Raw genomic sequence first — 12,953 nt, 5'->3', positions numbered from 1 at the left:
CAGGACGCACCGAACTCTTCAGGGGAGCACACCATGACCGAGCCCACCGAGCCCACCGAGCCCACCGAGCCCACGCACGGGGCGAGCCAGCCCTACACCTACCCGACGCCCGCCGGAGCGGCCCAGACCGTTCCCGGCGAGGTCACCCTCTCCGACGACCCGCAGCCGCCGACGTCCGGGGGCCGCAAGCGCACGGGTCTGCTCGTCGGTGGCGTCGTCACCGCCCTCGTCCTCGGTGGCGCCGGCGCCTTCGCCTTCCAGACGCTGAGCGGCGGCGGTTCGCAGCCCGCTGACGTGCTGCCCGGCGACGCCTACGCCTACGTCCGTCTCGACATCGACCCGTCCGCCGGCCAGAAGATCGCCGCCGTGCGCTTCCTGGGCAAGCTGCCCCAGGTCAAGGATACGCTCGGTGCCGACGACCCCCGCAAGCAGCTGTGGCAGCTCGCCTCGAAGGACGCGAGCAACGACTGCGTCGCCAAGTTCAGCTACGACACGGACATCGCGCCCTGGCTCGGTGACCGGGTCGGCGCCGCGATCCGTCCCGGTGGCACCGCGGACGCGCCCAACGTCGCCATCGCGATCCAGGTCAAGGACGAGTCCGCGGCCAAGGACACCCTGACCAAGCTGTTCGCCTGCGACAAGGGCGGGTCCGACACCGAGCTGCGGATGAAGGACGGCTACGCCATCGTCACGCCGCCCGGCGTGGGCGACGCCACCCTCGCGGCTGCCGCCAAGGGCACGCTCGCGCAGAACGCCGACTTCACCGCCGACATGGCGGCCCTCGGCGAGCAGGGCATCCTGTCGGCCTGGTTCGACATGGGCACGGGGCTGAAGGAGATCCAGAAGTTCAGCGGCACGACCGGCATGGACGCGACGGCCCTGGCCTCGGCCAAGGGACGCTTCGCGACGGCGGTGCGCTTCGACGCCGACTACGTCGAGATGGCCGGCGTCGTGCGCGGCGCCGACGCGACGAAGTCCGTCAAGGGCGACGGCAGCGAGGTGGCCTCGCTGCCGGCCAACACGATGGCTGCCTTCAACGTCTCCGGCGCCGACCAGATGCTCGACTCGGCGTGGCCCCAGCTGAAGAAGCAGATCGAGAGCCTCGCCGCCGCCGACGGTGAGTCCGACCCGATCGGCATGGTCGAGCAGCAGCTCGGCATCAAGCTGCCCGACGACCTCAAGGTGCTGCTCGGCCGCTCCTTCACCCTGGCCATGCCCGAGCAGGACCTCAAGAGCGACGTTCCGGTCCTCGGGGCCAAGGTCGTCTCGAGCGACGCCAAGCGCGCCGACGAGCTCGTCGGCCGACTCATGGAGTCGGTCGGCGTCGGCGGCGACGTGCTGACCCACAAGGTCGAGGGAGACAAGGTCTTCGTGGCGACGACGCCCGACTACGCCGACGACCTCAAGTCGGGCGGCAAGCTCGGCGACAGCGACACCTTCAAGGTCGCGGTCGGTGACGTCAGCAACGCGACGGCGACGCTCTTCGTCGACCTCGACAAGGTCGACGCCATCGTCAAGGGCGACGTCCACGGCGAGGCCAAGTCCTTCCTCGAGTCGCTGCGTGCCGTGGGCTTCACCGCCACCAACACCGGCAACGGTGAAGGCTCGTTCACGTTGCGCGTCCTGGGCGACTGAAACCACCTGCAACGCGCGAAGGGCCCCGCTCCGGCGGGGCCCTTCGTGCGTGCGGTGTGCGGTGGGTCAGTCGTGGTGGACGAACCCGCTGATCCCGAGACCGCCGGTCATCGGCACACGGATCTGGTTGCCCGAGTAGGCGATTCCACCCACGACGGGTGACGTGACCGACCACCATGCGGCGTCGAGGTCACTCACCTCGGTCGTCGGTTCGGCAGCCACGAGCGCTGCCGCGGCCCCGACCCCGACGTGGCTCTCCATCATCGAGCCCACGATGGTGCGCAGGCCGACGTCGTGGGCGCGGCGCAGCATGTCGCGGCCCACGGTGAGCGATCCGCACTTGGCGAGCTTGACGTTGACGAGGTCAGCCGCGCCGAGCCGGATGATCCGTTCGAGGTCGTAGGGTCCGTAGCACGACTCGTCGGCCATGACCGGCAGCCCGACCCGCTCCCGCACCCAGGCCAGGCCCTCGACGTCGTCGGCCACGACCGGCTGCTCGACGAACTCGACCCCGAGGTCGGCGACCTCGAGTGCGCGGATGACCTGGACGGCCTCCTCGCGCGTCCACCCCTGGTTGGCGTCGAGCCGGATGCCGACGTCGGGTCCGACGGCGTCGCGCACCGCTGCGACGCGCTGCACATCGGTGCTCGCGTCGGTGCCCACCTTCATCTTCAGGGTGCGGAAGCCGTCGGAGACGCGCGCGCGCGCCGTGTCGGCGAGGGCGTCAGCCGCACCTGCCGACAGGGTGACGTCGGTCGTCAGCACCTCGCGTATGCCGTCGGGCCGGGTCGCGAGCAGCGCCGCCACCGACGTGCCCTCCGCCTGGGCGACGAGGTCGTGCAGGGCCGCGTCGACCGCGGCCTTGGCACCGAAGTTGCGGGCGACGGCCCGCTGGACGACGGCAGCGGCAGCGGCGAGGTCGCTGCGGTCGTCGAGCCGGTGACCCGTGACGGCAGGCGCGAGCATCTGCTCGATGCACGCCGTGGCGCTCGCGAGCGACTCCCCCGTCACCTGCCACACCTGGGGCGCCTCGCCCCAACCCGTGCGGCCGTCGCTGTCGGTGACCGTCACGACGACGGTGTCGGTGGTCTCGGTGCGGCGCAGGGCCGTGACGAACGGCGTGTGGAGCCGCACGGACGAGGTCGTCGTCGTGACCCGCGCGACGGTCGTCATGCCTGCTCCCCCTCGGACCCCGGCTGCGCCGCGAGGTCGGTCACGGACTCGGTCACGGACTCGGTCACGGGCTCGGTCGGGACGTCGGTCGGGTCGTCGGTCTGGTGCTCGGCACGCCAGACGTCCCGGGCGATGCCGGCAACGAAGACGGCGGCCTCCGTCTCGTCGAGGTCGATCGTCGTGCAGACGGCGATGACGAACGGCTCCTCGCCCACCGGCCGCACGAGCGCGACGTCGTGGGAGACGCCCGGGATCCAGCCTGACTTGCTCGCAGTCGGGGTGCCCGGCGGCAGGCCCGCCGGCACCTGGTCGACGTGCTCCTGCCGGGCCAGCATCGCCTCGACGGGCGCCAGCACCTCGTCGCCACCGAGCGCGGGCTCGCGGCGCCCGACCGCGGCCATGACGAGCCCGAGGTCGGCGGCGGTCACGGTGTTGGTGATGCCGGCTCGACGGGCCACGGCGTCCTCGATGCCGCGCCCGACCACGGTGGCCGGCGAGCAGCCGACGATGCGCAGCACCTCGGCGACCTCGTCGAGACCGACGACGTCGACGAGCAGGTTGGTCGCGATGTTGCTCGAGTGGGTGATGGCCTGCTCCGCCAGCTCTCCCAGCGTGCGGGTGCCGCCGAGCGCCGCCCAGGTCTGCGGGTCCTGGTCCTCGGCCTCGTCGAGGTCGAACGGGGAGCCGTCGAGCACCGAGGCGAAGGTGCCGGTCACCGCGACCGGCGCCTCGAGGTCGAGCTCGCCGCGCACGACGCGGCGGAAGGCCGCGATGACGAGCGGGAGCTTCATCGTGGACGCGGCGTAGTGCGGCGCGAACGCGTCGTGCTCGTAGCGGGGCCGTCCGTCGAGGTCTCCCAGCCACACCGACACCGTCGCGTCAGGGTCCGAGGGGTCCGAGGGGTTCGTGGCTTCCGAGGGGTCCGAGGCCGAGACGGCCCGGTCCAGTCGTGAGTCGAGGTCCGAGAAGGGGCTGGGCACCCCAGCACGGTAGACGATCAGGCAGCGGAGGCGGACACCACGTCGCCCGACGGGACGGGCAGCGAGACCGTCGGGGCGAGGCCCTCGCTCTCGGCCATCCGGTTGGACACGTCGATGAGGACCTGCGACAACGGCAGGGCCAGCGCCCCGCAGATCGAGGCGAGCAGCTCGGACGAGGCTTCCTTCTCGCCGCGCTCGACCTCGCTGAGGTAGCCGAGGGAGACGGAGGCCGTCGCGGAGACCTCACGGAGGGTGCGGCCCTGGGCGCGTCGGCGCTCACGGAGGACGTCGCCGAGCTCGCGCCGCAGCAGTGTCGTCATGTCGTCCTCCTTCAGGTCGCTGGTGTCGTGCGTTCGGGTGCCGTGCCGTCGTCGGGGTGACCCGACAGCCCTACCGTACCCCGAGGGCCCCACGGCGGCGCAGGTGTTTGGCGCGTGGCGCCCGTCTCCTCCACCGCGAGCCGGAGCACCGCGTCGACGGTGGCCGACCGGATCTGGGCCCTGGTCCCGTTCAACTCCAGGGCACGCGTCACTGTTCCCGACGGGCCGGAGACTGCCACGTGGACGGTGCCCGCGGGCTTGCCCTCCGACGGTCCCGGGCCGGCCACACCGGTCGTCGCGAGGCCCCACGTGGAGCCGAGCCGACGGCGTACGCCCTCGGCCATGAGGGCGGCCACCTCGGGGTCGACGGTGCCCACCCGTGCGATGAGCTCGGCAGGCACGTCGAGCAGCGCCGTCTTCACCGCGGCGGCATACGCGACGACCCCACCGAGCAGCACCACGGACGCGCCGGGGGTGTCGGCCACGGTGGCGGCGACGAGCCCCGCGGTCAGCGACTCGGCACAGGCCACGGTCTCGCGTGCCTCGGTCAGCCGGGCCACGAGACGTGCCCCCGGCGCCTCGGACACGTCGTCCCCGTCAGTCCCGCTTCGCCGTCCGGGGTGGCGCCGGGTCGCCGGTGGAGCCGTCCGGCGTCTCGGACCTCGCCTCCCGGGCGGCGGCGCGGGCGGCCCGCCGAGCCAGCGTGCGCTCACTCGTCTCGCGCAGCCGTGCCGCCTTGAAGACGTAGTCGATGCCGCTGACCACGGTCATGACGAGCGCCGCGCCGAGCACGACGTAGGCCACGAGCAACCACGCGCTGCCGAACGGGAGCACCCAGAGCGGGAAGGTCAGGGCCCCGAGCGACAGCGTCTGGAGCATCGTCTTGAGCTTGCCGCCACGGCCGGCCGGCATGACGCCGTGCCGGATGACGACGAAGCGCAGCACGGTGATGCCGATCTCCCGGACGAGGATGACGACGGTCACCCACCACCAGACGACCCCGAGCAGCGACAGCCCGATGAAGGCCGTGCCGGTCAGCGCCTTGTCGGCGATCGGGTCGGCGACCTTGCCGAAGTTGGTGATCTCCCCGCGTCGCCGGGCGATCTTGCCGTCGACGCCGTCGGTGACGGCGGCGAGCGCGAAGACCACCCAGGCCCAGAAGCGCCACCACGGCTCGTTGCCGCCGTCCTGGAAGAGCAGCACGGCGTAGACCGGGACGAGCAGGAAGCGCAGGACCGTCAGGGCGTTGGGCAGGTTCCAGTCGGTGGGTCGGGGCGCCGGCCCCTCCCCCCGGTGGAAGGTCTGTGGCGTCATCGCGGCTCCGCGACGAGGTCGATCCCCTCGGTGCCGACGACGACAGCCGGCACGAGGTCGCCGACCTGAGGGGCCGGGGCACCCTCGGGGACGTGCACGATGGTGACGCCGTCGACGTCGGGGCCCTGGAAGTCGGCGCGCCCGACGACGGTGCCCTCCTCGTCGTCGATCTCCTCGACGAGGACGAGGACCCGCTCGCCGACGCGCTCCTCGGCCCGCTGGGCGTTGAGCTCCTCGACGAGGCGGGTGAAGCGGTCGAGACGCTCGGCGACGACCTCGGGAGCCAGCTTGCCTGCATACCCCTCGGCCTCGGTGCCGTCCTCGTCGGAGTAGCCGAAGACGCCGACGACGTCGAGACGGGCCTCCGTGAGGAAGGCCTCGAGCTCGTCGAGGTCGGCCTCGGTCTCGCCCGGGAAGCCGACGATGACATTGCAGCGGATGCCGGCCTCGGGAGCGTCGGCACGCACCCGTCCGAGGAGCTCGAGGAAGGCCTCGCGCGAGCCGAACCGGCGCATCGAGCGCAGGAGCGGCTCGGACGCATGCTGGAACGAGATGTCGTAGTAGGGCACGACGCCGGGGGTGTCGGCCATGGCGCGCAGCAGGCCGGGGCGGATCTCGGCCGGCTGGAGGTAGGAGACGCGGACGCGCTCGATGCCCTCGATCGCGGTCAGCTCGGGCAGCAGCTTCTCGAGCAGGGCGAGGTCGCCGAGATCCTTGCCGTAGCTCGTGGAGTTCTCGGAGACGAGGAAGAGCTCCTTGACGCCCTGCTCGGCGAGCCAGCGGCCCTCGGCGACGATGTCGGCGGGACGGCGCGACAGGAACGCGCCACGGAACATCGGGATGGCGCAGAACGAGCAGCGACGGTCACAGCCCGAGGCGATCTTGAGCGGCGCCCACGGACGGCCGTCGAGGCGCGCGCGGATGACCCGGGGACCGGAGGCGGGGGTCGGCACGTCGTCGTCGGCGAGGTCGGGGCGGGGGTCACCGTGGCCCGGCAGCGCGACGGACGCGGAGCCCTGCTGGCGCTCGACCGGGGTGAGCGGGAGCAGCGTGCGACGGTCGCCCGGCGTGTGGCTCTCGACGTGGCCGCCCGCGAGGATCGTCTGCAGGTGTGCGCTCATGTCGCGGTAGGAGTCGAAGCCGAGCACGGCGTCGGCCTCGGGCAGCTGGTCGGCGAGCTCCTTGCCGTAGCGCTCGGCGAGGCAGCCGACGGCGACGACCTTCTGCGTGCGGCTGCCCTCGCCCTTGAGGTCGGACGCCTCGAGCAGCGCGTCGATGGAGTCCTTCTTGGCCTGCTCGACGAAGCCGCACGTGTTGACGACGGCGACATCGGCCTCGGACGCGTCGTCGACGAGACGCCATCCCTCCGCGAGCAGCCGACCGGCCAGCTCCTCGGAGTCGACCTCGTTGCGCGTGCACCCGAGGGTGACGAGTGCGACGCTCTTGTCGGCGCTCGGGTGGGGAGGGGTCATGCGTCCACTCTAGATGCCGGGGTGTTCAATGGCCGACATGCTCGGAACCGCCCCCCACGGCCACGACGACCTGCTCGCGAGGGCACGCGACCTGCTGCGGGCGCACCCCCTCGTCGACGGCCACAACGACCTCCCCTGGGAGGCGCGCGAGCAGACCGGCTACGACTTCGAGGCCCTCGACATCTCCGGCCGCCTCACGACGACGCAGACCGACCTGCCCCGCCTCACCGAGGGCGGGGTCGGCGCGCAGTTCTGGTCGGTCTTCGTGCCGAGCACCCTCCAGGGCGACTCGGCCGTCACGGCGACGCTCGAGCAGGTCGACGGCGTGCACCGGATGATCGGGTCGTATGCCGACCGGCTGGCGCTCGCCCGCACCGCGGACGAGGTGGAGGCTGCCACCGCGACGGGCCGCGTCGCGTCGCTCCTCGGCGCCGAGGGCGGACACTCCATCGGCTGCTCGCTCGGGACCCTGCGGATGCTCCACGTCCTCGGCGTGCGCTACCTGACGCTGACGCACAACGACAACACGCCGTGGGCCGACTCGGCCACTGACGTGCCCGTCGTCGGCGGCCTCAGCGAGTTCGGCCGCGAGGTCGTGCGCGAGATGAACCGCCTCGGGATGATGGTCGACCTCAGCCACGTCGCCGCGACGACGATGCGGGACGCGCTCGAGACCACCGACGCACCGGTCATCTTCAGCCACTCCTCGGCGCTGGCCCTGTGCGACACCCCCCGCAACGTGCCTGACGACGTGCTCGGCGCGCTGCCCGCCAACGGCGGCGTGTGCATGGTGACCTTCGTCCCCGAGTTCGTCTCGCCCGCGACCGCCGCCTGGCGCGTCGAGGCCGCCGCCGCCGCGGCGGAGGTCGGCGTCGAGGCGCGTGACTGGGAGGCGTTCGGCCGGTTCACCGCCGGGTGGCAGCGTGAGCACCCCAAGCCCGACGCGACGGTCGAGCAGGTCGTCGCCCACCTCGAGCACGTCCGCGAGGTTGCCGGCATCGACCACATCGGCATCGGCGGAGACTACGACGGCACCGACACCTTCCCGGTCGGGCTCGAGGACGTCAGCGGCTACCCGCGGCTCGTCGCGGCCCTGCTCGCACGGTCGTGGTCCGAGGCCGAGGTCGCGCAGCTCGTCCGCGGCAACACGCTGCGCGTCATGCGCGACGTCGAGGCCGTGGCCCGCGACCTCCAGACAACACGCACCCCGAGCCTCAGGACGTTCGCCGAGCTCGACGGCACCCGCTGAGCAGCTGACCCGACCCGGGCACACGGCATACGCCCTCGGTGGGCGCAGCCCGCTACTGACGGAAACGGGCGATGGTGAGCCCGACGAGGCGGGCGACGACGAGCGCGACGTAGAGCATGCCGGCGATCTGCTGGAGCAGCACGAACGAGCGGGCGTGCGGGGTCACGGCGTAGATGTCGGAGAGGCCGGTCGAGGTCATCGTCGTGATCGAGAGGTAGAGCAGCTCGTACCAGGTGCGCACCCCCGGCAGGGTTTCGCCGTAGATGGTGAACGAGTTCGGCCAGATGAACTGCACGGCGACGTAGAGGTAGGCGAAGCCCCAGGCGACGACGGTGAACGTCGCGCCCGTGGCGTAGAGCTCGTCACGGGTCACCCAGTTGTCGGCGAACATGTACCGCAGCAGGCCGTAGCCCGTGTAGAAGTAGAAGAGCGCGTGCAGCAGGGCGCTCCAGAAGGCGATCGGGCTGTTGTCGGGCCACACGGCCTCGGCCACGGTGAGCAGGACCACCGGCCCGCCCAGCACGACGGCGACCCACGTCAGCGCCGGGGTCGCCCGCACCGCGCGCACGGCGAGGAAGAGCACGAGCAGGCCGATGAGGCCGAAGACCGCGCGTCCCGCCTCGCGGTAGTCACCGAGGGTCGCGGTCTCGACGAAGGGGTAGGCCAACAGCGCACCCAGCTGGACGAAGAGGAGCAGGGCGCACGGCAGCTCGTTGACCTTGCGCCGCAGCTGGTCGAGCCGTGAAGGCGGCCCGGCGCGACGGGGCGATGACGGCCAGAGCTCCAGCGACGCACTCACGACTCGGACTCTAGTGGCGGGCCCGTCAAGAACGCGTCAAGAGCCGTCAGCGCGCGGTCAACGGCTGCAGGGCGTCCGGCGGGCGACCCTAGGAAGGAGTCATGTTCACCTCCATCCTCCTCCTCGTGGTCGGCGTCGCCGTGCTGGTGTACCTCGTCCACGTCCTGCTCCACGCGGACCGGTTCTGATGAGCGACACCGTCAGCGGGCTGCTCACGATCGCCGTCCTCGTCGCCGCGCTCGCCGCCGTCCACGTGCCGCTCGGGTCGTGGATGGCACGCGTCTTCACCGACACCCGGGACTGGCGCGTGGAGCGCCTCGTCTACCGCCTGTGCCGCGTCGACCCCGCGTCCGAGCAGCGCTGGAGCACGTATGCCGTCGCCGTCCTCGGCTTCTCCGTCGTCGGCGTCGTCCTGCTCTTCGCGCTCATCGCCCTGCAGGGCGTCCTGCCGTTCGCCCGCGGTGCGTCGATGAACCTCGACACCGCTCTCAACACGGCCGTCTCGTTCGTGACGAACACCAACTGGCAGTCGTATGCCGGGGAGTCGGGCACGTCGCCGCTCGTCCAGACGCTCGGGCTGACCGTCCAGAACTTCGTCTCGCCGGCGGTGGGGCTGGCGGTCGCCGTGGCGCTCGTGCGCGGCCTCGCCCGTTCGAGCGGGGCCGAGATCGGCAACTTCTGGGTCGACCTCGTGCGTGGGTCGCTGCGTGTCCTGCTGCCCCTCGCCGTCGTCGGGGCCGTCGTCCTGCTGCTCGGCGGCGTCATCCAGAACCTCACGGCGCCGACGGAGGTCACGACGCTCTCCGGCGGGTCGCAGGTCGTCCAGGGCGGCCTCGTCGCGTCGCAGGAGGCGATCAAGGAGCTCGGCACGAACGGCGGCGGCTACTTCAACGCCAACTCCGCCCACCCCTTCGAGAACCCGAACGCCGTCACCAACCTCCTGGAGATCTTCCTGCTGCTCGTCATCCCGTTCTCCCTGCCGCGGACCTACGGCATCCTCGTCGGCGACCGGCGGCAGGGCTGGGCAGTGCTCGGCTTCATGGCGACGCTCTGGGGCCTCATGGTCGCGGCCGTGACGTGGGCCGAGGTGAGCGCGGCGAGCGGCCCGCTCGGCGGCCTCGAGGGCAAGGAGGTGCGTTTCGGCGTCTGGCCGTCCGCCCTCTTCGCGGCGAGCACCACCGGCACCTCGACCGGCGCCGTCAACTCGATGCACGAGAGCTACAGCCCCCTCGGTGGAGGCGGTGCGCTCGTCCACATGCTCCTCGGCGAGGTCTCCCCCGGCGGTGTCGGGTCGGGACTCTACGGCGCCTTGCTCCTCGCGATGCTGACCGTGTTCATCGCCGGGCTCATGGTCGGGCGCACGCCCGAGCTGCTCGGCAAGCAGATCGGTCGGCGCGAGATCACGCTGGTCGCGCTGGCCCTGCTCGTCATGCCGGCCCTCGTGCTCGTCTTCACGGGGATCGGCATGGTGGCGCCCCTGGTGTCGTCGCAGATGCTCGCGAGCGGCCCGCACGGGCTCACTGAGGTGATGTACGCCTACGCCTCGGCCGCCAATAACAACGGCAGCGCGTTCGCCGGCTTCTCGGCCGACACGCCGTACACGAACCTCACCCTCGCCCTGTGCATGTTCCTCGGCCGCTTCGTGCCGATCGTCCTCGTGCTGGCTCTTGCCGGTTCCCTGGTGGCGCAACGACGTCGGCCAGCCAACGCTGGCACCCTTCCCACCCACACACCCACGTTCGCGGGCCTCTTCGTCGGGGTGGCGATCATCGTCACCGGACTCACGTTCTTCCCTGCCCTGGCCCTCGGTCCCCTCGCGGAGGCACTGTCATGACCCCGTCCCCGACGACGACCCCGTCGTCCCCCGACACCACCGACCCGCGCGGCCCCGGCGCCCACGGCGGCTCGGCCCACCGGCGCGGCGGCTCCGGCAGCGAGATGCCTCTCATCAGGGCGGGGAAGGCCCCACTGTCGCTCGGCACGCTCGCGCGCCAGCTGGTCGCGACCTTCCCCGAGGCCGTGCGCAAGCTCGACCCGCGTCACGTGTGGCACAGTCCCGTCGTCTTCGTCGTGTGGATCGGCTCGCTCCTGACCACCGTCGTCGCCGTCGTCGACCCCTCGTGGTTCGCGTGGAGCATCACCCTGTGGCTGTGGGCCACCGTCCTCTTCGCCAACATGGCCGAGGCCGTCGCCGAGGGCCGCGGCAAGGCGCAGGCGGCCACGCTGCGCGCCACCCGGACCACGACGACGGCGCAGCGCCGGAGCACCGACGGCTCCGTCGAGACCGTGGCTGCCTCCGACCTCACGATCGGCGACGTCGTCGTCGTGCGTCCCGGCCAGGTCATCCCCGGTGACGGGGACGTCGTCGAGGGCATGGCCACCGTGGACGAGTCGGCGATCACCGGCGAGTCCGCTCCCGTCATCCGTGAGTCCGGTGGTGACCGGTGCGCCGTCACGGGCGGCACGACCGTGCTCTCCGACGGCATCACGGTGCGCATCACGACCAAGCCCGGTGAGACCTTCATCGACCGGATGATCGCCCTCGTCGAGGGCGCGGCACGGCAGAAGACGCCCAACGAGATCGCGCTGACCATCCTGCTCACGACGCTGACGATCATCTTCGTCCTCGCCGTCATGGCGATCCAGCCGCTCGCCGTCTACTCCGGCCAGGAGCAGTCTGTGGTCGTGCTCGTGGCCCTGCTCGTCTGCCTCATCCCCACGACGATCGGGGCGCTGCTCTCCGCGATCGGCATCGCCGGCATGGACCGGCTCGTGCAGCACAACGTCCTCGCGATGTCGGGCCGTGCCGTCGAGGCAGCGGGCGACGTGTCGACGCTGCTGCTCGACAAGACCGGCACCATCACGTTCGGCAACCGCCGTGCAACCGAGCTGCTCGCGGCCCCCGGCCTTCCGGACGTGGAGGTCACCGAGGCGGCATACCTCTCCTCACTGGCCGACGAGACGCCCGAGGGGCGCTCGATCGTCGAGCTGTCCGCGCGGGGCCTCGCCGACGAGACGCGTACGCGCTTCGACGGAGTCCGGCGCGAGGGTGCCACGTTCGTGGAGTTCACCGCGCAGACCCGCATGTCGGGGATCGACCTGCCCGACGGCACGGCCGTGCGCAAGGGCGCGTCCGATGCCGTGTGCCGCTGGGCTTCCGACCACGGAGGTGGCGTTCCGTCCGGGGTGCTCACCGAGGTCGCCGGGATCGCCAGCTCCGGCGGGACCCCTCTGGTCGTCGCGTCGAAGCAGCCGGGCGGGCCGGCCCGGGTGCTCGGCGTCATCCACCTCAAGGACGTCGTCAAGCCCGGCATGAAGGAGCGCTTCGCCCAGCTGCGCGCGATGGGCATCCGCACCGTCATGATCACGGGCGACAACCCGCTCACGGCGAAGTCCATCGCGGAGGAGGCCGGGGTCGACGACTTCCTCGCCGAGGCCACACCCGAGGACAAGATGGCCCTGATCCGGAAGGAGCAGCAGGGCGGCCGTCTCGTGGCGATGACCGGCGACGGCACGAACGACGCCCCCGCACTGGCCCAGTCGGACGTCGGCGTGGCGATGAACACCGGAACCTCGGCGGCCAAGGAGGCGGCCAACATGGTCGACCTCGACTCCGACCCGACGAAGCTCATCGACATCGTCTCCATCGGCAAGCAGCTGCTCATCACCCGCGGGGCGTTGACGACCTTCTCGATCGCCAACGACATCGCGAAGTACTTCGCGATCATCCCGGCGATGTTCGTCGTGCTCTTCCCCGGCCTCGAGGCCCTCAACATCATGGGCCTCTCGACCCCGAAGTCGGCAATGCTCTCGGCCGTGATCTTCAACGCCCTCGTCATCGTCGCGCTGATCCCCTTGTCGCTGAGGGGGGTTCGCTACCGGCCCTCCGGAAGCACTGCCCTGCTGCGGCGCAACATCCTCATCTACGGAGTCGGCGGCGTCATCGCCCCGTTCATCGGCATCAAGCTGATCGACCTCGTCGTGAGCCACCTCCCAGGAATGATGTGAGAC

At 71.5% G+C, this 12,953-nt stretch carries 12 protein-coding genes; 5 read left to right on the top strand and 7 right to left on the bottom strand.

Features of this window, described 5'->3' with window-relative positions:
• The first annotated feature begins 33 nt into the window (after window positions 1–33).
• On the top strand, window positions 34–1,635 hold the full coding sequence (locus AC1DW8_RS12615; RefSeq protein ID WP_478094387.1) for a DUF3352 domain-containing protein: 1,602 nt from the start codon (window positions 34–36) through the stop codon (window positions 1,633–1,635).
• A gap of 66 nt (window positions 1,636–1,701) precedes the next feature.
• On the opposite strand, the gene AC1DW8_RS12610 is transcribed toward AC1DW8_RS12615, so the two are convergent.
• From AC1DW8_RS12610 to rimO, 6 genes are read right to left on the bottom strand one after another with little or no spacing between them, the layout of a single operon-like run.
• Window positions 1,702–2,808: a dipeptide epimerase gene (locus tag AC1DW8_RS12610; protein WP_478094385.1), complete on the bottom strand. Its 1,107-nt coding sequence runs from the start codon at window positions 2,806–2,808 to the stop codon at window positions 1,702–1,704.
• Window positions 2,805–3,788, bottom strand: a complete 984-nt coding sequence (locus tag AC1DW8_RS12605) for a serine hydrolase (protein ID WP_478094383.1) — start codon at window positions 3,786–3,788, stop codon at window positions 2,805–2,807. The genes AC1DW8_RS12610 and AC1DW8_RS12605 overlap by 4 nt, the downstream gene beginning before the upstream one ends.
• A gap of 17 nt (window positions 3,789–3,805) precedes the next feature.
• The gene (locus AC1DW8_RS12600; RefSeq protein WP_056780226.1) at window positions 3,806–4,108 is read right to left on the bottom strand and encodes a helix-turn-helix domain-containing protein; all 303 of its coding nucleotides are present in this window, start codon (window positions 4,106–4,108) and stop codon (window positions 3,806–3,808) included.
• A gap of 11 nt (window positions 4,109–4,119) precedes the next feature.
• On the bottom strand, window positions 4,120–4,695 hold the full coding sequence (locus AC1DW8_RS12595; protein ID WP_478094379.1) for a CinA family protein: 576 nt from the start codon (window positions 4,693–4,695) through the stop codon (window positions 4,120–4,122).
• A 10-nt stretch (window positions 4,696–4,705) separates the two neighbouring features.
• The gene (pgsA, locus tag AC1DW8_RS12590) at window positions 4,706–5,422 is read right to left on the bottom strand and encodes a CDP-diacylglycerol--glycerol-3-phosphate 3-phosphatidyltransferase (protein ID WP_056824838.1); all 717 of its coding nucleotides are present in this window, start codon (window positions 5,420–5,422) and stop codon (window positions 4,706–4,708) included.
• The gene (rimO, locus tag AC1DW8_RS12585; RefSeq protein ID WP_478094377.1) at window positions 5,419–6,894 is read right to left on the bottom strand and encodes a 30S ribosomal protein S12 methylthiotransferase RimO; all 1,476 of its coding nucleotides are present in this window, start codon (window positions 6,892–6,894) and stop codon (window positions 5,419–5,421) included. The genes pgsA and rimO overlap by 4 nt, the downstream gene beginning before the upstream one ends.
• A 28-nt stretch (window positions 6,895–6,922) precedes the next feature.
• Between rimO and AC1DW8_RS12580 the strand changes: the two genes are divergently transcribed.
• Window positions 6,923–8,143 carry a dipeptidase gene (locus AC1DW8_RS12580; protein ID WP_478094375.1) on the top strand — a complete coding sequence of 407 codons (1,221 nt, stop codon included), beginning with the start codon at window positions 6,923–6,925 and terminating at the stop codon, window positions 8,141–8,143.
• 52 nt (window positions 8,144–8,195) lie between these two features.
• Here AC1DW8_RS12580 and AC1DW8_RS12575 read toward each other — a convergent pair whose 3' ends face one another.
• Window positions 8,196–8,942: an ion channel gene (locus AC1DW8_RS12575; RefSeq protein WP_056780235.1), complete on the bottom strand. Its 747-nt coding sequence runs from the start codon at window positions 8,940–8,942 to the stop codon at window positions 8,196–8,198.
• A gap of 101 nt (window positions 8,943–9,043) precedes the next feature.
• Here AC1DW8_RS12575 and AC1DW8_RS12570 point away from each other — a divergent pair, with 101 nt between their 5' ends.
• The 3 genes from AC1DW8_RS12570 to kdpB all read left to right on the top strand — a co-directional run bounded on the left by AC1DW8_RS12570 (window position 9,044) and on the right by kdpB (window position 12,950).
• Window positions 9,044–9,130: a potassium-transporting ATPase subunit F gene (locus AC1DW8_RS12570; protein ID WP_082588788.1), complete on the top strand. Its 87-nt coding sequence runs from the start codon at window positions 9,044–9,046 to the stop codon at window positions 9,128–9,130.
• Entirely contained in the window at window positions 9,130–10,776 is a 1,647-nt protein-coding gene (kdpA, locus tag AC1DW8_RS12565; protein ID WP_478094372.1) for a potassium-transporting ATPase subunit KdpA, read from the top strand. Before AC1DW8_RS12570 ends, kdpA begins: the two co-directional genes overlap by 1 nt.
• Before the next feature lie 104 nt (window positions 10,777–10,880).
• Entirely contained in the window at window positions 10,881–12,950 is a 2,070-nt protein-coding gene (kdpB, locus tag AC1DW8_RS12560; protein ID WP_478094939.1) for a potassium-transporting ATPase subunit KdpB, read from the top strand.
• Window positions 12,951–12,953 lie beyond the last annotated feature (3 nt).

Source organism: Terrabacter sp. P2_E3 (assembly GCF_056403915.1).
This window is presented reverse-complemented; position numbering and strand designations above follow the sequence as displayed.

Excerpts from the sequence above, each read along its gene's own strand:
- kdpA (WP_478094372.1), top strand. The coding sequence starts at position 9,130 with ATGAGCGACACCGTCAGCGGGCTGCTCACGATCGCCGTCCTCGTCGCC.
- AC1DW8_RS12610 (WP_478094385.1), bottom strand. The coding sequence starts at position 2,808 with ATGACGACCGTCGCGCGGGTCACGACGACGACCTCGTCCGTGCGGCTC.
- AC1DW8_RS12580 (WP_478094375.1), top strand. The coding sequence starts at position 6,923 with ATGGCCGACATGCTCGGAACCGCCCCCCACGGCCACGACGACCTGCTC.
- AC1DW8_RS12615 (WP_478094387.1), top strand. The coding sequence starts at position 34 with ATGACCGAGCCCACCGAGCCCACCGAGCCCACCGAGCCCACGCACGGG.
- kdpB (WP_478094939.1), top strand. The coding sequence starts at position 10,881 with ATGCCTCTCATCAGGGCGGGGAAGGCCCCACTGTCGCTCGGCACGCTC.
- rimO (WP_478094377.1), bottom strand. The coding sequence starts at position 6,894 with ATGACCCCTCCCCACCCGAGCGCCGACAAGAGCGTCGCACTCGTCACC.
- AC1DW8_RS12600 (WP_056780226.1), bottom strand. The coding sequence starts at position 4,108 with ATGACGACACTGCTGCGGCGCGAGCTCGGCGACGTCCTCCGTGAGCGC.
- AC1DW8_RS12570 (WP_082588788.1), top strand. The coding sequence starts at position 9,044 with ATGTTCACCTCCATCCTCCTCCTCGTGGTCGGCGTCGCCGTGCTGGTG.
- pgsA (WP_056824838.1), bottom strand. The coding sequence starts at position 5,422 with ATGACGCCACAGACCTTCCACCGGGGGGAGGGGCCGGCGCCCCGACCC.